Here is a 21,799-nt window from a genome sequence, read left to right on the forward strand (position 1 = left end):
GACGCGCTGCCGAAAGCGCTCAAGGTTGTAGCCGTCGCCAAGGAGGTTTCGCATCCGGACAGCTAGGCCAGGTTCTGTTGCTCGCGGCGGCTCTCTGCTGGTCGGTGAGCATCGTCTATACCCGTGCCCACCGGTGGGTGGCGACGCCGCTGGAGCTCATGCCCTGGCAGTGCCTGCTGGCCACGATGGTGCTCGCCAGCCTCGCGTTCCTGGCCGAGGGAGCGCCGCCCGCCCCTGGTCGGACGAGCGCGGCCGCCTTGCTGGCGCTCGCCTACAACGGCGTGATCGGCACTGCCCTCGGCTTCTGGGCGATGACGGTGGTTAACCGGCGCGTGCCCGCCGCCACCGCCTCCCTCAGCGTCCTGGCGACGCCGGTGCTGGGCATCGGGCTGGCCGCCGGCGTGCTCGGCGAGGGACTCGACCCGATGCTCATCCTGTCCGCGTTCGTCATCCTCACCGGCATTGCCATGGGCGTCCCCGGCCGGAAGCGTCCCGCCGAACGCTGACCGTCGTCGCTCGCCGCGGTCACCCGGCCTTTCGGGCGCAGCGACCGTCCTGCGGCGGGTCGAAATACCGGCCGTGGAAGACGCGGACGTCTATCTTCTTCTTGAGCGTGCCTGGCGTCTTGAGCGTGCCCGGCGTCAGGGCTCCTTGTGGAGGGTAGCCCCGTGAATGGTCACCGTCCTGAGTTCCGGCAGAATCTCGGCCGGGGTCATGGCGCACCGGTCCGCGAGGATTTCGGCTACCTCCTGCATGACGCGGTCCCAGAACTCCTCGGCGCGGAAGCGGTCGAGCTGGTACTCGACCTCGGCGAGGCGGGCCGGACGCGGGCAGCCTCGTCCTCGGCGGCCTTCGCCCGGGCAGCGAGTGCGGCGTTCCCGACCTGAAGTCTTGCAGCCTCCCGGCCCGACCTTTCCGAGCAGAGGCCGCTTGTGAGCGAGGAGCGGCCATTCCAGCGATTGTGGCAGAAGGCCCGGAAGTGGCGCACAGCCGAACGAGCGGAGGGCGAATACCTGACCCCTTGCGGACATTTGAGATGCGACCGTCGAAGGTCCGGATGGGGTGGAGGAACGGACCCTGCCCCTCTATCCGGAAGCGGCCCTTCCATCAGCTTCGCGTCACGGTTTATAGCCGCTTGATAAACTTGCATTTTCCGCCCTGTGCCCAGGGGCCTCGCACCCGTTCCGCGACGCAGAATGCGTCGACCGCGCGGGTCACGCCGGGGAAGCGACCGCCCAGGCTGTCGTAATCGTCGGCGATGAGGAGGCCGCCGGGACGCAGGACCGGCCACCATGCCCGGAGATCCGCCGCCACGGAGGCCTCCTCGTGGCCGGCGTCGAGATGGATGATGTCGGCGGTGAGTCCGCGCAGGCGCATCAGTTCGGCGGCATTCACCGAGTCCAGCGGAAGGGGCACGACCCGGTCAGCCAGCCCTTCCCGCAACACGTTGGCCAGGAAGGTGCGGTACAGGCTGGGATACCCGTTCTCCATGGCGAGTTCGCCGAACAGAGTCGCATCGGCCCAGTGGTCGACGGCCCCGAGCCAAGTATCCACCGCGATGACGATTCCCTCGACGCCGTGCGCCTCCAGGCTCCGGGCCAGGTGCAGGGTGCTGGCCCCCTTCCAGGCGCCGATCTCCACTATCACGCCGGGGCGGAACTCCGTGACAGCCTCGTCGAGGAAGGGATGAAGGCTGCGCCAGCCCTGGAGATCGGGGGGGCGCAAGCTGTCGGGCGGGTTCGTGAACGGATCTCGGCCATGCCAGAGCGCGTCGATGATGGCGCGGCGGTTCGTCGGGAGGTGGCTCATCGGAGGGCGACTCACGATAGGAGATGCGCCCGCCCGGGATCGTGCGCGCGTCGGGCATTCAGCCTTAGGCGGCCCGCCGCGCCAGCCCGTAGAGGGCTTCGCAGCGCGCGAGCCAGAGATCGCGTGTGAAGAGGCGCAGCACGCGTGCGTGCGGGATTGTCCGGGGAATCGCGAGGGCGTCGCCGATCGCACGGACCAGGGCGGGGGCGTCGTCGGGCGGGACCAGGTGGCCGGCCTCGCCGACGATCTCGGCGGCCGCCCCCATGGCGAGACCCGCCACCGGCACCCCGCAGGCCATGGCCTCAATGGCCACGAAGCCGAAGGGCTCGTCCCAGCAGGGCGTGAACAGAAAAACCGATGCGCGGCCGATCTCGCCCGCAAGGGCCTCGCCGGAGAGATGGCCGCCGTAGCGGATCGATCCACCGAGCTGCGGGGCAATCCGCGCCTCCCAATAATCCCGCTCCTCGATCGGGCCGAACAGGGTGAGGGGGATGCCGGTGCGCTGCGCCGCCGCGACGGCGAGATGCGTGCCCTTGATGGGTGTGATCCGCCCCGACCAGACGGCGCTGCCGTCTCCCCGATCCCGGAAGGACCAGGCGGCGGGATCGACGCCGTTGTGGAGCACGGATACCCCCGACGGAGCGCCCTCGGGCCACCAGATCTGGCGCTGGGACTGCGAGGTCACGGTGATCTGGTGTCCGGGCACGAGGCTGTCCGTCACGAACCAGCGCAGGGCGTCGTAGGGCGGGACGTGCAGCGACGTGACGGTGGGCATCTCCGCGAGACGCCGGTGCTCCAACGGCAGGCGGCTCAACGCATTGTTGTGCAGTACGTCGAAGCCGCCGGCCGCGATCCGGTCGCAGGCGGCGGCGTATCCGGCATCCACATGGGCGACGAGGCCGGCATCGCCCCGGTGTTCTAGCCCGGGGAAGCTGCGCTCGTGGTGGAGCGGGATCACCGGGTCGATGGAAAAGCGCGGGTCGCTGTCCCCGGCGGCGAACAGAACGACGTCGTGCCCCCGCGCCATCAACCCGTCGGCCAGCGCCCAGCAATAAGCCTCCATGCCGCCTGCGAAGGGCCGCGCCACCGGATGGCGCAGATGCGCGAGGAGCGCGATCCTCACGCGGTCGCCGCGGTGCCCCGCGCCTCGAGGAAGCGGATGACGGAGGCCGAATTGCTGTAGGGCTGGTGGCTCTGCTGGCCCGTCAGCGTGAAGTCGCCGACCTCGGGGCGGCGCAGGATGCGAATGGGCCGGTCAGGGGTGTCGTCGATCAGCCCCATAACCTTGAAGGCGTAGAGCCAGTGGCCCATCGTCCGGTAGCCCCACTTGGCCTCGAACAGTTCGGCGTTGCGCACGACGCTGTCGAGGTGGTGGACCGGCGGCATGTGGTGGGGGTGGTACTGGTGATAGGCCAGCCCGCCCTTCATCCAGGCGATGGGAATGCCGGCCTGGTGAAGGACCTTGCCGAAATCCGTGTCCTCGCCGCCGTAGCCGGTATAGCGCTCGTCGAAGCCGCCGCAGCCGAAGAAGGTGTCGCGCCGGATGGCGAAGTTCAGGGACCAGAAGCACCGGTAATCCGGGCAGATCTCCAGACCGGAGGCCGGGGGTCCCCGGCGGTCGGAATGGCGCTTCGCCAAGGCCTCGAAGCCCTCCTAGGTCCAGTCGCCGGCGGTGGCGCGCTCGGGCAGGTGGAGGACCTCGCCCATCAGCAGGCCGTCGAGTTCGGCGAGGCCGCGCGCGTAATCGGCCACGAGGCCGGGGGCCGGGATGCAGTCGACGTCGAGGAAGACGACGGCGTCGCCTCCGGCCACCGCCACCCCTCGGTTCCGCGCCGCCGCCAGCGGCAATTCGGCGCCAGGCACTAGGATCTGACGGACCGGGAAGGCAACCTCGGGCAGGTCGTAGGGGGCGTCCTGCATCACCGCCACGATGAACTCAGTGGGGACTTGCGTCTGGCGCTCCAGGCCGAGGAGCACGTTGCGCAGGTGCGCCGGCCGTCCCTTGGCCAGGGTCACGACGGAAACGGTGGACATGGGGCGGTCTGGCTCCGGGGGGCGAGCGAGGAGAATGCGGGTGGTCAGCCGGTGGCAACGACCGTGCGGGCGGCGGGCTCCACCGCGCCGTGCCAGAGTTCGTCGGTCAGGTCCTCGAGCCAGCCAGCGGCGCGGGCCGCCGCATCCGGCGCGTAGAGGCTCCGCAGCGGGGCTGTGTCGAGGGCGCGGGCCCGGGCGAGGAGGTCGCGCCAGCCCTGGAGATCGCCCGGCCAGACCGGGGCCTGGACGGCGGCCCCGAGCCGGACCAGGGCCTCGGCCTTGCGAGTCTGCTCCCCGAAATAGCGCCATTCGGGCATCACGATCAGGCGCCCGCCGACGCGGGCGACCTCATGGACGGTGTTGTCGCCGGCGGAGGCCACCACGATGTCGGCGGCGGCGAGGTAGTCGGTCACCGAGGGCACCCAGCCGAGTTCGCGCAGGTTCGAGAAGTCGGTCTCGTGACCTTCGCGGTGGGTCGGCCCCAGGGTCAGCCACAGCGCCTCGGGCGCGGCCCGGGCGGCTACCGTGAGTGGCGCGTAGGGCGTACCGCTGCCCCCGCCTCCGGTCACCGCCACGACGATCTCGCGGTCGGGGTCGAGGCCGAGCCTCGCGCGGGCCTCGGTCCGATCCGGCACCCGGTCGACGCTGGTGCAAAGGCCGCCGCTGTAGAAGGTCTTAGCCTGCAGCGCGGCCGAGTAATCGTCCTGCTCCATGCGCGCGTCGAAGGGGGCGAGCATGCCGACGCAGGCCTCGTAGGCGCCGACATGGCCGATGTCGGTGCGGTCGCCATGCATCCGAATCTGCACCGCCGGCACGCTGGCGATGCGTGACAGCAGCGCGATCTCCGCCGAAACGTCCACGACGAAGAGGCCGACCTCGCGCTCATCGAGATGGTCGAGGATGCGCCGCATGGTCCGGCGCATCGCGGTCAGGCCCAGCGGCACGCAGTGCATGACCTGCGGGGTCGGCTCCGCGTAGAGGCGCGGCGTCGGCACCCCGGCGCCGATCATGTTCGGCAGCGGCACGATCTCGATGTCGCGGGAGAACCCGTCGAACAGCTGCGGGCCGGCGGTGAGCACGGAGACGGGCCGGTCCTTGGCGAACTCGGCCGCCACCGCCATCGTGCGGTTGGCGTGGCCGCGTCCCTGGTGATGGACGAAGAACGCGATGGGTTTCTTCATGGCTCTCGGGTTCGCGATCCGTCAGGAGAACAGGGCGTCGAGCCGCAGGGCGGCGGCGATCTCGGGGCCGGCCGGCCGGCGCAGGATACGGATCGCGGGAGCGTCGTCGTCCCAATCGATCAGCCCGGCGGCCCGGAACTGGCCGAGCCAGTAGCTCATGCACCAGCGCCCGTGCCTGTCCCGAAAGCGGGCGGCGTTGGCCAGGATGGCGTCGAAGTGCTGCAGCGGCGGCACGTGGACGGGATGGTGCTGGTGGTAGGCGCGGGCGTTCCCGACCCAGTAGGTCGTCAGCCCCGAGGCGGCGAGGCGCGCGGCGAGGTCCGTCTCCTCGCCGCCATAGCCGCGATAGGCCTCGTCCATGCCACCGACGGCGCGCCAGGACCGGGCCGGCAGCGCGAAGGACAGCCCCCAGAGCTGGCCGGGATCGGCCTCCCGGCGCAAGGCCTCCGGCGGGATCGCGGGGCGGGCCGGATGGGTATGGCCGAGCCGCGCGAGGGCCGCTTCGTCGGCGGCCTCCCCCGCCGTCAGCCCCGGCGGCAGGTACAGCACTTCGCCGAGGAAAAGGCCGTCGGTCTCCATCGCCGCGCGCCGATAGGCCCCCACAAGGGTGGGCGACGGGATGCAGTCGACGTCGAGGAAAATCAAGAGATCGCCCGTGGCGGCCTCGGCGGCGCGGTTGCGGGCGGCCGCGAGGGGCATCGGCTCCCCCGCCACGTGGCAGTGGCGCACCGGACAGCCGGGGTCCGGCAGGTCGGGCGCGCGGTCCGGCTGCATCCAGGCGATGATCAGTTCGCGCGGGCGCACGGACTGGCGCGCCAGCCCGGCCATGAGGTTGCGCAGGCGGTCGGCCCGGCCGCGCACCAGGGTGAGGACGCTCACGCGAGGCCCAGAGGACGACCCGGCGGACGGATCAACTGGCATCGGCCAGCCTCCGGCGGAAATGGCCGACGCCCTCGATGATGCCGCGGGCGTGCGAGGCCCGGGCGACGTAGGAGTGCTGCAGGGCGGCGTTGCTGGCGAGATCGTCGGAGAAATTGGCCACGATGATCGCCTGCGTCTGGGCGCGCAGCATCTCGACGTCGTTGCCCGAATCGCCGGCCACGAACACGGCCCGCTCAGGCAGGCCGTAAAGGGCCCGCACATGGCCCACCGCCGTGCCCTTCGAGGCCGCCTCCGGCAGCACGTCGAGGTAGAGGCCGTGGCTGTGGATCACGGTGGTGGACAGTCCCGCCTGCGCGAGGGCCACGCGGACCCGCTGGGCCGTCGCCGCATCCCCGAAATAGCTGAGCTTGTGTCCGCGCTGCTCCAGGGGGCCCTGAGGCACGAGGCCGTCGAGATTGGACAGCGCCGCACGCACGCCGGCCCGATCCCAGCCGGCCGAGACGATGGCGCGCCAGACGGCATCCGCCGTGTAGGTCACGCCGTTGGGGTCGAGATGGTAGATTTCCGATCCCACCGAGGTGATCATGACCTGCGGACGCGGGCTGGCCTGCTGCTCCAGGATCGCCATGGCACTGTGGAAGGAGCGGCCGGTGGCGACCCCGAAGGCGAGACCCGCCTGACGGCTGCGCCAGCGTCGGAAGGTGCCGAGCGCCGCCTCGCAGCCCACCAGCGTGTTGTCGATGTCACAGACGAGGAGTTGGCGCGGCACCGCCAGGGGCGGCTCAGCGGTCAGCAGCGCCCGCAACAAGGCGTGGTAGCGCGCGGCGTGCCGGTCCCAGTCATAGGCGGCGGCGGCGCGGGCGCCCCCCGCCACGCAGCGGGCATAGAGGTCGGGATTGTCCAGGATGCGCAGGCACGCCGCCGCGATGGCATCGGGATTGCGCGGATCGACGAGGAGCCCGTTGCCGCAGGTCTCCACGATGTCGTTGGGGCCGCCGCTGTCGGTGGCGACCAGCGGCAGCCCGGCAGCGGAGGCCTCGAGGAGGGTCAACCCGAAGGGCTCGTTGAGGGCTGGATTGACGAAGAGGCCGCCCCGCGCGCGCGCGTATGCGTAGAGCGCCGGCACGTCCTCCAGGCCATGGGTCTTGGGGTAGGCCACGCGCCCGTAGAGGTCGTAGCGGTCGATTAGCACCAGGATCTCGCGCATGGTGGCGGCCATGTCGCCGTCTAGGGCGTCGATGTCGTCGCGGGTTCCGGCCACCAGCACGAGGTTGGCACACGCTTGCAGGGTCGGGCTCTCCCCGTAGGCCCGCACCAGGGCGCCGAGATTCTTGCGTGCCACCGGTCGGGCGAGGGCCAGCAGCACCGGCTTGTCCGGATCACGCAGGAACCGATTGATCGTGGCGTCGACCCGCGGCAGGGTCTCGGCTGCCGCGAACCGGGCGAGATCGCTGCCCGGCGGCAGGACGCGGATGCGGCCCGGATCGTAGGCCGCGTACCCGGCATACTGCACCTCCGCCTCGTCGCGGGAGGAGGCGACGACGAGGCTCGCGCGGGCCAGCGCGCCCTCCTCCGCGGCGATCCGGCGCGCGAGGTCGGTACCGCGCTCGGCGCCTGATCCCAGCATCGCCGCTTTCACCCGCCCCAGGGAGTGGGCCGTAAACACGAAGGGGATTCCGAGGGCCTTCTCGACGATCCCTGCCACGGAGGCGGCATCGGCGTAGTGGGCGTGAATGAGGTCGGGCGCCCGGGGCTGCGCTGCGATCCAGGCGATGAGGTTGCGCGCGAAGCTGTCCACCTCCGCGTGCATCTCCTCCTTGGAGCGGTAATCCGGCGATGCGCTCGCGAGCCGCAAGAGCGTGACCTTGTCGGAGATGCGCTCTTCGGGCACGGCATAGTCCGGGCCGAGCAGGCCCTGGAACAGGCGCGTCGCGATCACGATCCGGTCGATGTCCCGATCCTGGGCCGAGGCGGCCACGAGATCGAGCAGGTAGCGGATGTGACCACCCGTATCGGCGGTGAGTCCGAACACGACCCCGCCGCCGCGCAGACAGCCTTGCAGGGCGACATGCAAGACGAACATCAGGCCGCCAGGGTCTTGAGCAAGGTGCAGATAAGAAGCGTGTCAGATGAGGTTCTTAGCGTGATCCGCGTCGCCCAAGTCGCCCCGAACATCTTCCCCGTTCCCCCCGAGCATCATGGCGGCACGGAGCGGGTCGTCCATGACCTCAGCACGGCGCTGCGAAGCTTGGGTGTGGAAGTAACGCTGTTCGCGCCGTCCGACAGTGCGACAGACTTGCCGCGCATCGGCGATCATCCGAGTCTGGCCGCCCTGGAGCACCGTCACGGGCCGGTCGCGGCCGGTGTCCCGGCTGCGCTGGACGCCCTGCAGCTGGAGGCGCTGCGGCTGCGGCTCGACCAGTTCGACATCGTGCATTGTCACGGCGAGTTCGCCCATGCCGCCCTCCTCGGCGCGCGCCGGCGCCACAGCCTCACGACGGTGCACTGGCGGGTGGATGAACTCGATCGGAAGCTGTTCTTCGCAGGCTTCCCGGATCTGCCGGTGGCAGCGATCTCGGCCGCACAGGAAGCCGGGATTCCGACCGTGAACCGGGCCGGCATCGTCCATCATGGCATCGCGCGAGAGCGCTACGCCCTCAGCACGCAGCCGGGTCCGCACGTCGCCTTCGTGGGCCGGATGACCGACCAGAAGCGGCCGGACGCTGCGATTCGGGTCGCACGTGCCGCCGGCCTGCCGATCCGGCTTGGAGGCACGATCGATGTCGGCAACCCCGACTACTTCGAGAATCGGGTGCGACCGCTGCTGGCCGACGACGCGACCTATCTCGGCCCCCTGAACGATGCCCGAAAGGCCGATCTGCTGGGAAGCGCGCGGGCGCTGCTGTTTCCCATCGACTGGCCGGAGCCCTTCGGCCTGGTGATGATCGAGGCGATGGCCTGTGGCACGCCGGTGGTCGCCTGGAACCGGGGCTCCGTGCCGGAGATCGTCGAAGAGGGCGTGACCGGCTTCATCGTCTCCTCCGAGGCGGAAGCGGTGGCGGCGCTGGTACGGATCGGGCACCTCGACCGGACCCGGGTTCGCCAGCGCTTCGAGGCGCGCTTCACCGCCGCGCGCATGGCGGCCGATTACCTCGCCCTCTACCGGCGCCTGCTGGCCACCTGATGCGCGTCGCCCTCCTCGCCTGGGACTACCCGCCGGCCCCGAGCGGCCTCTCGACCGCCGCCCGCGAGATCGCTGAGAGCCTCGCCGAAGCGGGCGCCGACGTTACGGTCTTCAGCCTCGACCGGACCGGCTGCGAGCGCGTCGGCGCCGTCAGGGTGGCGGGCCTCGCCCTGCCGCCCGGCGGCGGGCTGGCGCGCCTGCGCCGCTGGGGCGCCGCCGGGCATCTCGCCGCGCCGCTCGCCTTCCGGCACGCCGTGCTGGCGGCCCATGCCCGCCAGCCGTTCGACGTCGCGGAAGCCACGAACTGGTACGCCCCCGCCGCCCTGCTGGCCGGACGCCCGGACCTTCCGCTGGTGACCCGGAGCTCGACGCCCGCCGCGTTCACGCGCGACGCCCCCGCCACCCTGCGCGACCGCCTCGACGGCACGGCCGCCGATGCCCTGGAGCGCGCCCAGGCCCGGGCCAGCGCCGGGCTCATCGCCAACACCGAAGCGCACAGGGCGGTGATCGCTCGAAGCTACGGCCTGTCCGGGCGCCGGCCCGAGGCGGTGATCGGCCTCAGTCTGCCGCCGGAAATCCTCGCGGCGGCGCGGGGTGCCCCCTACCCGGGCGAAACGGAGCCTGTGCGCCTGCTCTTCGTGGGCCGGGCGGAGGCGCGCAAGGGGTTCGACGCGCTCCTCGGCGCGGTTGCGATCCTGGCCGACGAGGCGGAGCGGGGCGCCATCCCAGCCTTCCGGTTGGACCTCGTCGGGGTGCCCCCGGAGGATCTGCCGGACGATTTGCCCGCGGCGGCCCGGGCCCGCATCCGCGCTCGGGGGCGGGTACCGGCCGGGGCGCTGGCGCAGGCCTATGCGGAAGCCCACGCGGTGCTCGCCCCCTCGCGCTACGAGAGCTTCGGCCTCGTCTACCAGGAGGCCCTCGCCTATGGCCGGCCGGTGGTGGCCTGCGCGCAGGATGCGAGCGCCCGGGCCTTCGTGGGCGCGCCGGGGGCGGGCCCCCTGGCACGGGAGGCCACCGGCGCGGCCCTGGCGGAGGCCCTGAGCCCGCTCCTCGCCGATCCGGCCCTGCGCGCTCTCTACCGGAGCCGGGCTCTCGCGGCGTCCGGCCGCTTCACCCGGACGGTCCTGGCGCGCGAAACGCTCGAACTCTACGCTCATGCCATCGCGGCGGCCCGACCCAGCCCGAGGCGCCGCGTGCGCCCGCGCGCGCCGTCTCAGTCCTGGTAGGGGCGCAGCAGCGCGGCTTCCTCCTCTGGGCGGCCGTGCCCGGGCGCGAGGCGCTCATAGCGCCGGGAGCGCGCCAGGACATGGGCGCGGTCGAGATGGTGCTCGATCGCGCCGTGCAGCGCGATGAGGCTGCGCGGCCAGCCGCCGTCGAGCACGGGCCGCTCGTGCACGCGGCCGGCATAGCGCACGGAGCGCCGATTCAGCCGGTACTGCACGTCCGGGTAGACATCCGAGAGGATGCCGTCGACGCGGTTCCGGCGCGCCAATCCGATCGAGAGGACGTCTCCCGCCTCGGCCAGGGCCGCCAGCGCCGGCAGGCGCCGCCCGGCTTCGGCGGCCAGGGTCTCGTCGGCGTCGAGCTGCAGCATCCAGGGATGGCGGGCGAGATCCTGGAGGGCATTGCGCTGGGCGGCGAAGTCCTGCCCCAGGGGCCGGGCGCCCACCCGCACGGAGCCCCGGGGACATCCGGTGGCCTGAACCGGCCTTGCCGGCGCGTCGAGGAGGACCACGATGTCGTCGGTCCAGGCCGCATGGATCGGCAGCGCCGCGAGGACGGCCGTCAAAGCCTCCGGGCGGCAGAGCAGGCCAAGGGAGATGGGCAGACCCACCGCAGGGTCGAGCGCGTAGAGGTTTCCGCGCGCGGCGCAGCGGTCGTGCGGCTGGCGCAGAGCCCTGCGCCCGGCCTCATCCACAGGCCGGACACCGCGAGCGTGGCCAGTTGCGGCGCTGCGGAGGGTGTAGAGGTCGAGGCCATAGGGCGCCTCCGGGTCGGGGTTGAAGACCGGGCCGGCGAGACGTTCGGCCAGGTGCGCACGGCATCGCGTCGGATCGGCCTCCACCTCCAGCAAGAGGCCACAGGAACCGCAGGCGATCGGAAACGCCCTGTCCCGCCCGTTCGGGTAGAGCAGGCGCCGGGCGCTCGGCCCGAGCATGTCGGCCGCGCAGACGAAGCATCGGCGCATCATCGGTCGCGGCCCCTTTCCCGCACGTCCGGTCTCCCGCCGGCCCGGCAGGGCCCTTGCCGCGCCGGCCCCTTGCCGCGCCGGGCCGGCGCCATACCTCTGCGGCTCCGCCAATCCCTGCCGCAACGGGACGCCCAGGTCGACTCTCCGCGCATGCTCGACCGGTCTGCCTTCGCTTCGAGCCCCGTCGCCATCGTCGGGAATGCTCCGGGGCTCGATGCCGCCGCCGCGATCGACGGGGCGCCCCGCGTCGTGCGCTTCAACAACGCGCCGGGTTTCGGGGGCCGCGCCGGGTCCCGGGTCACCCACCTTGCCCTGGTCAATCGCGGCGGGCAGATGCGCGAATGGCTCGCCGATCCGCGCTTCCTGGATCGCCCGGTGGTCCGGCAGGCGGACGCCTTCATCCTGCCCTTCCCGGGGCTCCCCGCCGAGCACAACAGGCCCGAACAGGTGTGCTGGACCCGCGAGGCGGTGGCTCGGCTGGCTCCCCTCGGCAGACCCATCCACATCCTGCCCGAGGCCCTCCACGAGGCGGCGCGCCAGCGTCTCGCTCCCGGCACGATCGGGCGGCCCAACCCGAGCACCGGCTTCCTGGTGACGCTGGCGTTCCTCCTCGGCGGCCCCCTCGGGCACGGCTCGATCTACGGCTTCGGCTTCGACGGCTGGCCCGGCCATCCCTGGGCGGCCGAGCGCGCCTGGTTCCGGCAGGCCGAGGCGGACGGGCAGCTGCGGCTCCACCCTTGTCATCCCTGACCGCTCCGAGCAGGATCCCGCGCATCCGATGCCCACTCTCATCACCGTCCTGAAGAGCGGCGGCCGCTACGACGCGACCTGGGTTGAGCGCCTCGCCCGGGGCGTGCGCCGCCACGCCCCGGCCTTCGACCGGATCCTCTGCCTCACGGATCTTCCCCTCGCGGTGGCCGACGTGGAGCGGGTGCCGCTCCGGCACGACTGGCCGGCCTGGTGGGCGAAGATGGAAGCCTTCCGCCCCGGGCTCACAACCGGGCCGACGCTGCTCTGCGACCTCGATACCGTCCTGACCGGGCCGGCCGATGTCCTGGCCGAGCCGGGCCTCACCGCCATGGAGGACTACTTCCACAAGGGCCGCGTCTCCAGCGCCCTGCTGCGATGGCCCGGCGGAACGCTCGATTTCCTTTACGCCGCCTTCGCGGCCGAGCCCGAGCGCTGGATGGTGCCCGGCGCCTGCGGACCGGTGCCGAATGCCGTCCATGGGGACCAGGTCGCCATCGATCGCCTGCTGCGCCGGGAGGGGCTGCATCCGGAGTTTTTCCAGCGCCGCTACCCCGAACTGCTCGACTTCTACGACCCCCGGCGGGCCGATCACGGTCCGGTGGTCATCTTCATCGGTGACTCGAAGCCCGACACCGCGAGCGGCCCGGTCCGGGCGGCGTGGACCGAGCTCTAACCGGTTGCGGAAACCGACTTGCCGGCATCCCCAGCACCGCTCGTGCCGTGTCCGCTTCGAGCAAACCTACGTCTCGACGCAGGCCGGCAGCGCATTGTTCATTCCGGTCTTCGACCGCCGTCCATCCAACTGTCGCGAAGCGGACCTCGCGAGGGTCGGCAACGGGTCGTGAGCGGGATCAGCGAGGATGTCCGCTTCCATGCATCTCTGCTCCAAAGCGGACCCGCTGAGATCCAGCCTTGCCGGTCGTAGATTATCGTCTGGCAACCGGTCTGAAAGCGGCCCTTATGAGGGTCTGAGAAGAGTCGGAAGCGGCGGTTCAGTGCCTTTCGGCCCAAGGTCGGCTCATGGCGCGCCTCAGACCTACAAGCTGAGCTGCTGCAATGTCCGCTTCGGAGAAGCCGCGTGAACCGGCTGAGCGGCCGAAATGGGCGCGAAGCAGCCGACCGAAGGTGGCCGATTGCGGCTGGTCCGCTTCGGAGCTTGAGCGGTGGGTAAGCGGACGTCTTACGCGGCTCAGGTGAAGGCCTCGAAGTGACCCCTTCCGGACCTTCCGCCTTGCCGCCTCGATGGTCCGCTCAGGAGGAATAACCTGACCTTTGAGCAGCGGCCACGACATCAGCAGGTTCGGGTACCTATCAGGTCGGATGCCACTACTCGCAGGACTGGGCGCGGCAGGCGAAGCCAAGCCGGCATCGAACCGTTATATCGCTGACGGCGTTTGGTTCTTCGCAACGGAGAACCTGAATGCCTGATACTGGTCTTGCCTCGGCCCTGTTTCCTTCCCTCAGCGCGGCTCGGGCGGCCAAGCAACGCCTCGTTAGCGGCGGCTTTGCCCGCAACAGCATCGACATCGAGCGGCACGGGGACGGCTTCGAGGTGCTCATCCACGTTCGTGACGAGCACCGGGAGCACGCAGAGAGCCTTCTCGCTCGCTCACCCATCACACACTCGCTGCACGAGAGGGGCGGCCAAGCCGTCACCGCCTTCAAGGACAATCGCCTGCTTGCCCTCGGCCTTGCCGGCTTGGCAGGCTTTGCCGTGTTCAGCTTGTTTCGCCGGCCCTGAAGCCTGCATCGACCCTCGTCGGCGGCTAAGACCCACCGGCCTTGGACTCACGACACCGGAAGAGCTCCTGCGGACATGGAACGGCCTAGCGTCATCATTGGTATCCACGGCTTAGCCAACAAGCCGCCGGTCGATGAAAAGACACGCTGGTGGAAAGCGGCCATCACGGAGGGGCTCGCCCGGAACGAAGGCATGGCTGGCGCGGCATTCGCCTTCACGTTCGTCTACTGGGCGGACCTTCGCTACGACGCTCCCCTCGCCAGCGATGCCATGGATGAACCTTACCGGCCGTACGATGGGACTAACCCCCTGCCCAGCGAGGAGGACGCGCCCACAATGACGGGCAGTGATGTCCTGGCTGTCGTCTATCAAGGCATCGACCGGATCGAGGAGGCGACCGGTGTGACGCTCGTCGACGACCTCATCCTGGAGCACCGCTTCGACGACCTCTGGCACTACCATATCGAGCAGGAGTTCGCCCGTGAGGTCAGGGCGCGCCTGGTCAACCGGCTCAAGCAGTTCCGTGACCATCGCATCTTGCTCGTGGCGCACTCGATGGGTTCGGTGATCGCCTATGACGTGCTGCGCCTCATGGAACGCGAGGCCCCGGGCTTGCAGGTCGAACACCTGGTCACGGTAGGCTCCCCGCTCGGCCTCGCGAAGGTGAAGCTCAAGATCGAAGCGGAGTGCGGCCAAGCTCGGGTGCCGAACAACGTTGGGCAGTGGACCAACCTTGCGGACGGCAATGACATCGTCGCCGTCACGGGCGCCCTGGCCGCCGACTTCGTGCCGAGCGACACTGGCGTGCGGGTCGTCGACCACCGGGTGGTGAACGACTATTGCCGGCCCACGGGCGAGGCCAACCACCATAAGTCTTACGGCTACCTGCGCGCGCCCGAGTTCTCGCGGATCGCCTGCGGTTTCGTCAGCCCGCCTTCCTCGCATGCCGCCAACATACCCGAAGAACTTTGCGCCCCTGGCCAAACGAAGGGTCAAGCCGCGAGCGCACTCCCCGTTTCGCCCTGGGCCGCCTTCAGGCATGCCGCGACGGCCTCTCGCAACGAAGAGACGTAGACGTCGGCGCCGATCTGGCGGCCAATGGCGGCATCGGTGAGGACCTTCTCGCCGACGGGCCAGAGCCCGACCAGCACCGGCATGCCAGGCGCGCGTCGCTTCAGCCGCTCCAATAGGTAGCGCAGGTGCGCCGGGTTGCCGGAGATGTCGAGGTAGGAGATGCACACCATCGCCACGCCGTCGAGGTCGAGGTCACGGATGCGGTCACGCGAGACCGCCTCGTGGCCGGCGACCCTGGCCCCGAGTCCGTGCTTGCGCAGCAGCTGCGCCAGCATCGCTGACGAGGCTTCGTCGAGGGGACCACGCCCGGCCACGCACAGCACCGGGGCCTCGCCGCGCCATGGCTCCGGCAGTGCCTCTCGGGACGGCGCCTGCCCAGGCACTGCCTCGTTCTTCGGGTGCGCCCGCTCGGCAAGCGTCGGCGTCTCGTTCGGGTTGACCGCCTTGCCCGTATCCGCCGGCTCGGCATCGGCATGGTCCTCGAAGTCCTCGACCAAGGACCGGGACGAGGCCCGGATATTCTCCAGCTGCGCCGGCGTGACGACACCGCGGCCGAAGTCGTTCGCCGCGAGCTGAAGACCCTTGAGCGCGACCTCGTCGTAGTACGAGGAGAGCGAGCGCTCCTTCAGCATCGTCTCGGCGAGGTCGCGCACCTCGTCCGGGTCGCCAGCCAGCATGCGCTGGTAGAAGTTCTCGACCGGCGTCAGCGGCGGCCGGTCGCCCAGCAGGATGTCGAGGAACTCCAAGCTGTCAACGTGACGTCCGAGCACCACGAGGCAAACCGTGAACGGGGTGGCCAGGATCAGCCCTATGGGTCCCCACAGGAACCCCCAGAATAGGGTCGAGACGATCACCGCGAAGGGCGAAAGCCCGGTCGAGTGCCCATAGAGCAGCGGCTCGATGACTTGCCCGAAGACCGGCTCGGCGATCAGGAACAGGGCGGCGGTCCAGATGACCATCGACCAGCCCGGGTCGACCGCGGCTGCCAGGGCGACAGGGAAGACCCCGGAGATGAAGGCGCCGATGTAAGGCACGAAGCGCATCAGCGCGGAGAACACGCCCCACAGGAGTGGGTTGGGTACGCCGATGAACCACAGGCCGACGCCGACGATGACGCCGAACGCGGCGTTCATGCCGAGTTGGGCCAGGAAGTAGGTGCCGAGGCGGCTCGCGGCATCGTCCATGGCGACGGTCGTGCGGTGCAGATCGCCCGACCCGAACAGGCGGATCATGCGGTTTCGCAGGTCCTCCCGCTGCAAGAGCAGGAACACCACCACGACCAAGACGATGCCGACCGTGGTCAGCGGCTCTAAGATCGGGCCAAGCACCTTCTCGGCCAGGGCCAGCGGTGAGATCTCCGGCTCCTGCACCCGGACGAGCTGCGCCTTCGGCGTGTCGCCGGTCGGGCCGGTCGCGGCGGTGGTGCCGGCGGCGTCCGCCTTCTGGGTGGCATCGTGGACCTGGTGGCTGAACTTCGCAATGATCCGGTTGGCCTCGCCGAGCCGACCTTCCTGCAGTCCGGCGAACTTCTTCTGCACCGTGGCCTGGTACTGCGGCAGGTTGCCAGCAAGCCCCGCTACCTGCGTGCCGATGAGGGCGCCGATGCCGCCGATGATCGCGAGAGCCAGGAGAACGGCCACGATAACGGACGGCACCCGTCCGAGCTTGATCCAGCGCAGCAGGTTGACCACCGGTGCCAGGACGAAGCTGAGGAGCACCGCCAGCACCAGCGGGATGAAGACCTCGCGCCCGAAGTAAAGGGCGGCGATAAGCACGACGCCGACCGCGAGCGTCAGCAGGCCGCGCAGCCCGGGCACGAGCGGAGGCGGCACCTGGGCGGGTGGGCGCGGGGCGGCCATCTCATCGGTCGGCATAGGGAAAACTCCTCGACGCAAGGCCGACGATACGCGGCGCACCGCTTCCCAACGCGGACTGGCGCGCTTTGGACCCTCGTCTCCGCGAGCACCGTCGAATGAATTGTAAGCCAACGACGAAGAACGCCTCGCCGGCGAGGCGTCATGGCCTACGACTGCTGGTCCCGAGCCTGCTGCAACTCCTGCATCAGCTCAGCCAAACGGGGATCGAGCGGCTCGTCGAGGACGGGCTCGTACATTTCCTGCATCAGTCGGCCGAGGCGCTCGCGGGCTAGTGCGTCGAGCGAGGGTAGGCCAGTGAGACTCTCGCAGGAGGCGTCGCCGGGAGCCGCGCTCACCGGGCGTGCCTCGGCCATCGGAGGCCCGTTGTCCACGCCTTCACTTGCTCTTGCCGCCCTTCTTGCCGAGCTCGGCTTGCGCGGCAGAGGACTTGCGCGGGTTGGACTTGCCCTCGTGGGCAGCTTTGACGTTGGCCTTCTTGGCGGCCTCGCTGCCGTGGCCTTTCTTTTCCGTCATGGTCATCTCCGGTTCGACGGCCGTTAAGTTCCCGGCCATCGTTCCGTTCCCCCGCGACGCGTCGGGATGCGCTCAGGCGTGCTTGAGGTCGTCCGGGACCTTACCGCCGTTCTCGGCGAGCTTCTGCACGACCTGTTTGTGCAGCCAGACGTTCATGGTGGCCGAGTCCTCCTTGTCGCCCGTGTAGTGCAGCTCGTCGGCAAGCTGCTTGCGGGCCTGCAAACTGCTGTCGAGATCGAGTAGCTTCAGCAGGTCGACGATGGAGCGCTTGTAGTCGAGGGCTTGGCCCTTGTTGGAGGCAAGGTCGGCGAGAATCTGGCCAACGTCGACGCTCGCCTGCCCGGCGCCGGACGGGCCGGTGGCGACCGGGGACGGCGCCCCGCTCATCGAGGGCGCGGCCGCGCTACTGGCCGAGCCGATCGGCCCGTCAGGGCCCTGCGCCGCGGCCGACACGCTGGGCGTCTCCGTGGCGTGCGGGGCCGCCGCCTGGGCGCTGGCGCTGCCGCCGCCGAAGATCTTCGACATGATCGACCCGAAAATGCTCATCTGTTCTCCATGTTTCTGGTCCTGGTCGCCGCGAGGGCGCGCGCCCGACAACGAGGTGCCAGACGCGACGTTCCGCTGAGTGACGGGCCGGAGTGTGCGGACGGCTGTCCCGTCCACCGGATTCGACCGCCCGCGCGGCACCAAAGCGTGTCCATTACCGTTGTGACGATGCCCGGGGTTGACCCATGAGCCCTGTCCCACGGTGAGACATGACGGACCGGCCGACCACTTCCGCCCCTCCGGACCGAGAGGCGCAAATATCCTCGACCCTGTGGACTGCCTTCCTGGGAGCGGCGCTCCTGGGACTGATCGCCCTGCCGCGACGTCGGGAAGCCCCCCTGCCCATCGCGAGCCTTCCGGAGAGGACCGGGCGGAAGCTCGGGACGGAAGAGGGATCCGCCTCGCACGAGGGCCGGGCGGCGGAGCGCCTGGCCGAGACCGAGGCGGACCGCGGACGCCAAGCGGACACGCCCTCCGAGATCCCGGCCAAGGGCTGGAAGGACATCGCGCTCCGCCTCTACCAGGAGTTCGGCAACGACCGCATCCTGCTCGTCGCGGCCGGCGTCACCTTCTACGCCATCCTGGCCCTGTTCCCGGCCATCGCGGCGCTGGTCTCCATCTACGGCGCGGTCGCCGACCCGGGCACGATCAACGACCAGTTGAACAACCTGCGGGGCATCCTGCCGGACGGCGCCATCGACATCGTCGGAAGCCAGGTCAAGCGGCTCGTGGACAAGGGCGACACCGCGCTCGGGCTCACGGCCGTCGTTGGCATCCTGATCTCGCTTTGGAGCGCGAACGGCGGCATGAAGGCGATCTTCGACGCGCTCAACATCGCCTACGAGGAGGAGGAGAAGCGCTCCTTCGTCATGCTTAACCTGCAGTCGTTGGCCTTCACCGCCGGGGCATTGCTGTTCGTGGTGCTGGCCCTGACCGGCATCGTGTGGTGGTGCCGGCCGCGCTGCAGCTGCTCGGCCTCGACGAGAAAGCTTGGTACATCGCGCTCCTGCGCTTCCCGGCCTTGCTGCTCCTCGTCGTCGGGACCCTGGCGGTGCTGTACCGCTACGGTCCGAGCCGCCGGAAGCCGAGGTGGCGCTGGGTGACCTGGGGCAGCGCTGTGGCCGGCCTGCTCTGGCTCGTCGTGTCCGGGCTGTTCTCCTGGTACGTGGCCAACTTCGGCAGCTACAACGAGACCTACGGCTCGCTCGGCGCCGCCATCGGCTTCATGACCTGGATCTGGCTGTCCACGACGGTGGTGCTGCTCGGGGCCGAGCTCAACGCCGAGATGGAGCACCAGACCGCGCGCGACACCACGGTCGGCGGGCGGAAGCCGTTGGGCGCTCGCCAAGCCCGCATGGCGGACACCGTCGCGGCGTCCGCTTGAGCGCGGACGGCGTGGACGCCTCCTCCGCGGGGACGGGCCGAGCGCCGATTGCGTAGGCTTCCGGGTCGGCCTACGGCTTGCCTGAATTCACGGGCAGGTCGTTCCCATCTCCGACGGACGTCCTCCCTCACCCTCAACTCGCCGCGTACACCAGCTTGAACATTTCCTCCCGACGCACGCCTGACGAGCCGGGCCCGGTCGCCTGCCAGGCGATCTTCGACAGCGCCGTCGACTTCGCCATCATCACCGCCGACCACGAAGGGCGCATCACGGCCTGGAACCCGGGCGCTGAGCGCGTACTGGGCTGGTCGGCCGAGGAGATGATCGGCCAGCCGACGGCGACCTTCTTCACGCCGGAGGACCGCGCGTGCGATCGGCCGGCCACCGAGATGCGACGCGCGGCCGAGACCGGACGCGCCGCCGACGAGCGCTGGCACCTGCGCAAGGACGGCTCCCGGTTCTGGGCCAGCGGCGAGCTGATGCCCCTCAGGGCCCGCGACGGCACCGACCTCGGCTTCCTCAAGATCCTGCGCGACCGCACCGCGGCCACGGCGGAGGAGGGAGCGACGCAGCGGAGCCGGGACGAGCTCCAGGTCGTCACCGACGCGCTGCCGGTGCTGATCTCCTTCATCGACAAGGACCACGTCTACCGCTTCGCGAACCGGCACTACGAGATCTGGTTCGGGCGGCTGGCGAGCGAGATCCTCGACCGGCCCGTGCGAGAAGTCGTCGGCGAGGAGGTCTACGCGGCGCGGCTCCCCTACATGACGCGCGCGCTCGCCGGGGAGGACATCACCTTCGACGCGCCGATGCCATACCGGGGCGGCACCACCCGGCAATCCGAGATCCGCTACATACCGCGCAGGACTGCAAGCGGGACCGTCGACGGCTTCTTCGTCATGGTCACCGACATCGCCGAGCGGCAGGCCGCCCAGGCCGACCTGCAGGAGGCCGAGGACCGCCTCAGGCTGGCGCTGGAGGGCGCAGGCACCGGCATCTACGACTACGACCTTGTCACCGGCGCGCTGACCTGGGACGCGCGGACCCGCGCCCTGTTCGGTATCGCGCCCGACGAGCCGGTCTCGTTCGAGGGTACCTACCTCGCCGGCCTGCATCCGGAGGACCGGGAGCGGGCGGATGCGGCGGTCCAGGCCGCCATCCGCTCGCAGGGCGCGTTCCACCTGGAGTACCGGGTCATCGGCCGTGCCGACGGCGCCGAGCGCCATCTCGCGGCCAACGGCATGACCGTGTTCCGGGACGGGCAGGCCGTGCGCTTCGTCGGCACCGTCCACGACATCACGGAAGCCCGGGCCGCGGAGGCGCAAGGGCGCAGGCTCGCGGCCTTGGTCGAGCAATCGAGTGACTTCATCGGGCTCGCCGGCCTCGACGGAGGGGCCGAGTTCCTCAACGAGGCGGGCCGCAGGCTCGTCGGGCTCGCCACCCTGGAGGAGGCCCGCACCTACAATCTGGTGGACTACTTCGAGCCGCAGGACCGGTCGACGGTGCTGGAGGAGGTCCTCCCGGCCGTGCGCGAGAGCGGCTTCTGGGAAGGCGACTTGTGCTTCCGTAACTTCGCGACCGGCGCCGCGGTCCCGGTCCACTACACCATCTTCCCCGTCCGCGACGCCCACGGCGGCGTCTCCGGCTACGGCACCGTCACCCGCGACCTCACCGAGCGCCGGCGGCAGGAAGCCTTCCGGGATGCCCTGATCGCGTTCGGCGACCGGCTTCAGACTTGCCGAGACACCGCCGAAATGGCCGCGGTCGGGGCCGAGATCATGGCCCGCACGCTCGGCCTCGACCGGGCCGGGTACGGCACCGTAGACGGGACGCTAGAGCACGTCGTGATCGAGCGCGACTGGACGGCGCCGGGCGTCGCCAGCATCGCGGGCCGCCACCGCTTCGACGACTACGGCAGGGTCCGGGCGGGCCTGGAGCAAGGCCGCGAGGTCATCATTCGCGACGTGACCACGGACCCGCGCACCGCCGCCGACCCGGGCGCCCTCATCGCGGTCGGGGCCCGCGCCCTGATCAACGTGCCGGTGATGGAGCACGGCCGGCTGGTCGCCCTTTTCTTCCTGCACGACCGGCAAGTCCGGGACTGGCGCACCGACAAGCTCGCCTTTATCCGCGACATCGCCGAGCGCACCCGCGCCGCCATCGAACGCTTTCGCGCCGAGGCGAGCCGGCGCGAGAGCGAGGAGCAGTTCCGGGCCTTCGCGCAGGCGATGCCGAACCACGTCTGGGCGGCCGATGCCGAAGGCGCACTCTACTGGTTCAACGAGCAGGTCTATGCCTATAGCGGCGCGCGGCCGGGCGACCTCGATGGAGGAGCATGGGCGGCCATCGTCCACCCTGGCGACGTCGAGCCGGCAGGTCGGGCTTGGGCGGGAGCGCTCGCAGCCGGCGCAGACTACGAGACGGAGTTCCGCATCCGCCGCGCCGATGGGGCCTATCGCTGGTTCCTCGTGCGGGCGGAGCCGATCCGTAGTTCCGACGGGGCGGTCGTCCGCTGGATCGGCACGAACACTGATATCGAGGACCGCAAGTGCGCCGCGGCGCAGCTAGAACGCCTCAACGAAGGCCTGGAGCAGCAGGTCGAGGAGCGCACGCGCGACCGCGACCGGATGTGG

Annotated in this window: 19 protein-coding genes and 2 pseudogenes; 10 read left to right on the plus strand and 11 right to left on the minus strand. The window is 70.4% G+C overall.

What is annotated here, in order from left to right; genetic code table 11:
* Positions 1-506: DMT family transporter (locus tag F6X53_RS29500; protein ID WP_151005084.1), on the plus strand; the 506-nt coding region annotated here is incomplete at its 5' end.
* A 162-nt stretch (positions 507-668) separates the two neighbouring features.
* Complete coding sequence (locus tag F6X53_RS32760) at positions 669-887, plus strand: hypothetical protein (protein ID WP_191971052.1); 219 nt, start codon at positions 669-671, stop codon at positions 885-887.
* A 238-nt stretch (positions 888-1,125) separates the two neighbouring features.
* Here the strand turns inward: F6X53_RS32760 and F6X53_RS29510 are convergent, their stop codons facing one another.
* The 6 genes and pseudogenes from F6X53_RS29510 to F6X53_RS29535 all read right to left on the minus strand — a co-directional run bounded on the left by F6X53_RS29510 (position 1,126) and on the right by F6X53_RS29535 (position 7,989).
* A complete protein-coding gene (locus F6X53_RS29510; RefSeq protein ID WP_151005086.1) occupies positions 1,126-1,809 on the minus strand; it encodes a class I SAM-dependent methyltransferase in 684 nt (227 codons plus the stop codon).
* Positions 1,810-1,873: 64 nt separating this feature from the next.
* The gene (locus F6X53_RS29515; RefSeq protein ID WP_151005088.1) at positions 1,874-2,932 is read right to left on the minus strand and encodes a glycosyltransferase; all 1,059 of its coding nucleotides are present in this window, start codon (positions 2,930-2,932) and stop codon (positions 1,874-1,876) included.
* A pseudogene (locus F6X53_RS33920) lies at positions 2,929-3,843 on the minus strand (glycosyltransferase family 2 protein). The gene F6X53_RS29515 and the pseudogene F6X53_RS33920 overlap by 4 nt, the downstream one beginning before the upstream one ends.
* Positions 3,844-3,887: 44 nt before the next feature.
* Positions 3,888-5,024 carry a glycosyltransferase gene (locus F6X53_RS29525; RefSeq protein WP_151005090.1) on the minus strand — a complete coding sequence of 379 codons (1,137 nt, stop codon included), beginning with the start codon at positions 5,022-5,024 and terminating at the stop codon, positions 3,888-3,890.
* 21 nt (positions 5,025-5,045) lie between these two features.
* A complete protein-coding gene (locus tag F6X53_RS29530) occupies positions 5,046-5,945 on the minus strand; it encodes a glycosyltransferase family 2 protein (protein WP_151005092.1) in 900 nt (299 codons plus the stop codon).
* Entirely contained in the window at positions 5,935-7,989 is a 2,055-nt protein-coding gene (locus F6X53_RS29535; RefSeq protein ID WP_151005094.1) for an HAD-IIB family hydrolase, read from the minus strand. The genes F6X53_RS29530 and F6X53_RS29535 overlap by 11 nt, the downstream gene beginning before the upstream one ends.
* A gap of 60 nt (positions 7,990-8,049) precedes the next feature.
* Between F6X53_RS29535 and F6X53_RS29540 the strand changes: the two genes are divergently transcribed.
* Together F6X53_RS29540 and F6X53_RS29545 are read left to right on the plus strand one after the other, a co-directional pair.
* Positions 8,050-9,090 carry a glycosyltransferase family 4 protein gene (locus tag F6X53_RS29540; protein ID WP_151005110.1) on the plus strand — a complete coding sequence of 347 codons (1,041 nt, stop codon included), beginning with the start codon at positions 8,050-8,052 and terminating at the stop codon, positions 9,088-9,090.
* The gene (locus F6X53_RS29545) at positions 9,090-10,316 is read left to right on the plus strand and encodes a glycosyltransferase family 4 protein (RefSeq protein ID WP_151005096.1); all 1,227 of its coding nucleotides are present in this window, start codon (positions 9,090-9,092) and stop codon (positions 10,314-10,316) included. Before F6X53_RS29540 ends, F6X53_RS29545 begins: the two co-directional genes overlap by 1 nt.
* On the opposite strand, the gene F6X53_RS29550 is transcribed toward F6X53_RS29545, so the two are convergent.
* Positions 10,304-11,278 carry a glycosyltransferase family protein gene (locus F6X53_RS29550; protein WP_151005112.1) on the minus strand — a complete coding sequence of 325 codons (975 nt, stop codon included), beginning with the start codon at positions 11,276-11,278 and terminating at the stop codon, positions 10,304-10,306. The two genes, F6X53_RS29545 and F6X53_RS29550, sit on opposite strands and share 13 nt — an antisense overlap.
* A gap of 153 nt (positions 11,279-11,431) precedes the next feature.
* Here F6X53_RS29550 and F6X53_RS29555 point away from each other — a divergent pair, with 153 nt between their 5' ends.
* From F6X53_RS29555 to F6X53_RS29570, 4 genes are all read left to right on the plus strand, one after another.
* On the plus strand, positions 11,432-12,031 hold the full coding sequence (locus F6X53_RS29555) for a glycosyltransferase family 29 protein (protein ID WP_151005098.1): 600 nt from the start codon (positions 11,432-11,434) through the stop codon (positions 12,029-12,031).
* 28 nt (positions 12,032-12,059) lie between these two features.
* Positions 12,060-12,704: a hypothetical protein gene (locus F6X53_RS29560; protein WP_151005100.1), complete on the plus strand. Its 645-nt coding sequence runs from the start codon at positions 12,060-12,062 to the stop codon at positions 12,702-12,704.
* A gap of 747 nt (positions 12,705-13,451) precedes the next feature.
* Entirely contained in the window at positions 13,452-13,772 is a 321-nt protein-coding gene (locus tag F6X53_RS29565; RefSeq protein ID WP_151005102.1) for a hypothetical protein, read from the plus strand.
* 75 nt (positions 13,773-13,847) lie between these two features.
* Entirely contained in the window at positions 13,848-14,846 is a 999-nt protein-coding gene (locus F6X53_RS29570; protein WP_238296719.1) for a hypothetical protein, read from the plus strand.
* Here the strand turns inward: F6X53_RS29570 and F6X53_RS29575 are convergent.
* The 4 genes from F6X53_RS29575 to F6X53_RS29585 form a co-directional block, all read right to left on the minus strand.
* Complete coding sequence (locus F6X53_RS29575; protein WP_151005104.1) at positions 14,765-16,720, minus strand: AI-2E family transporter; 1,956 nt, start codon at positions 16,718-16,720, stop codon at positions 14,765-14,767. The genes F6X53_RS29570 and F6X53_RS29575 overlap by 82 nt on opposite strands.
* A gap of 149 nt (positions 16,721-16,869) precedes the next feature.
* Positions 16,870-17,058, minus strand: coding sequence for a hypothetical protein (locus tag F6X53_RS29580; RefSeq protein ID WP_238296718.1), 189 nt, complete (start codon positions 17,056-17,058; stop codon positions 16,870-16,872).
* 40 nt (positions 17,059-17,098) lie between these two features.
* On the minus strand, positions 17,099-17,236 hold the full coding sequence (locus tag F6X53_RS32765) for a hypothetical protein (RefSeq protein WP_191971053.1): 138 nt from the start codon (positions 17,234-17,236) through the stop codon (positions 17,099-17,101).
* A 72-nt stretch (positions 17,237-17,308) separates the two neighbouring features.
* A complete protein-coding gene (locus F6X53_RS29585; protein ID WP_151005106.1) occupies positions 17,309-17,782 on the minus strand; it encodes a DUF3597 domain-containing protein in 474 nt (157 codons plus the stop codon).
* Positions 17,783-17,991: 209 nt separating this feature from the next.
* On the opposite strand from F6X53_RS29585, the pseudogene F6X53_RS29590 reads away from it, so the two are divergent.
* Both F6X53_RS29590 and F6X53_RS29595 read left to right on the plus strand, forming a co-directional pair.
* Positions 17,992-19,166: pseudogene (locus F6X53_RS29590) on the plus strand (YihY/virulence factor BrkB family protein).
* A 155-nt stretch (positions 19,167-19,321) separates the two neighbouring features.
* On the plus strand, positions 19,322-21,799 hold a 2,478-nt coding region (locus F6X53_RS29595), incomplete at its 3' end, for a PAS domain S-box protein (RefSeq protein ID WP_151005108.1).

The organism is Methylobacterium soli, assembly GCF_008806385.1.
Lineage (GTDB): Bacteria > Pseudomonadota > Alphaproteobacteria > Rhizobiales > Beijerinckiaceae > Methylobacterium > Methylobacterium soli.

Excerpts from the sequence above, each read along its gene's own strand:
- F6X53_RS29570 (WP_238296719.1), top strand. The coding sequence starts at position 13,848 with ATGGAACGGCCTAGCGTCATCATTGGTATCCACGGCTTAGCCAACAAG.
- F6X53_RS29560 (WP_151005100.1), top strand. The coding sequence starts at position 12,060 with ATGCCCACTCTCATCACCGTCCTGAAGAGCGGCGGCCGCTACGACGCG.
- F6X53_RS29510 (WP_151005086.1), bottom strand. The coding sequence starts at position 1,809 with ATGAGCCACCTCCCGACGAACCGCCGCGCCATCATCGACGCGCTCTGG.
- F6X53_RS29565 (WP_151005102.1), top strand. The coding sequence starts at position 13,452 with ATGCCTGATACTGGTCTTGCCTCGGCCCTGTTTCCTTCCCTCAGCGCG.
- F6X53_RS29525 (WP_151005090.1), bottom strand. The coding sequence starts at position 5,024 with ATGAAGAAACCCATCGCGTTCTTCGTCCATCACCAGGGACGCGGCCAC.
- F6X53_RS29545 (WP_151005096.1), top strand. The coding sequence starts at position 9,090 with ATGCGCGTCGCCCTCCTCGCCTGGGACTACCCGCCGGCCCCGAGCGGC.
- F6X53_RS29530 (WP_151005092.1), bottom strand. The coding sequence starts at position 5,945 with ATGCCAGTTGATCCGTCCGCCGGGTCGTCCTCTGGGCCTCGCGTGAGC.
- F6X53_RS29585 (WP_151005106.1), bottom strand. The coding sequence starts at position 17,782 with ATGAGCATTTTCGGGTCGATCATGTCGAAGATCTTCGGCGGCGGCAGC.
- F6X53_RS32765 (WP_191971053.1), bottom strand. The coding sequence starts at position 17,236 with ATGACGGAAAAGAAAGGCCACGGCAGCGAGGCCGCCAAGAAGGCCAAC.
- F6X53_RS29575 (WP_151005104.1), bottom strand. The coding sequence starts at position 16,720 with ATGCCGACCGATGAGATGGCCGCCCCGCGCCCACCCGCCCAGGTGCCG.
- F6X53_RS29535 (WP_151005094.1), bottom strand. The coding sequence starts at position 7,989 with ATGTTCGTCTTGCATGTCGCCCTGCAAGGCTGTCTGCGCGGCGGCGGG.
- F6X53_RS29550 (WP_151005112.1), bottom strand. The coding sequence starts at position 11,278 with ATGCGCCGATGCTTCGTCTGCGCGGCCGACATGCTCGGGCCGAGCGCC.
- F6X53_RS29555 (WP_151005098.1), top strand. The coding sequence starts at position 11,432 with ATGCTCGACCGGTCTGCCTTCGCTTCGAGCCCCGTCGCCATCGTCGGG.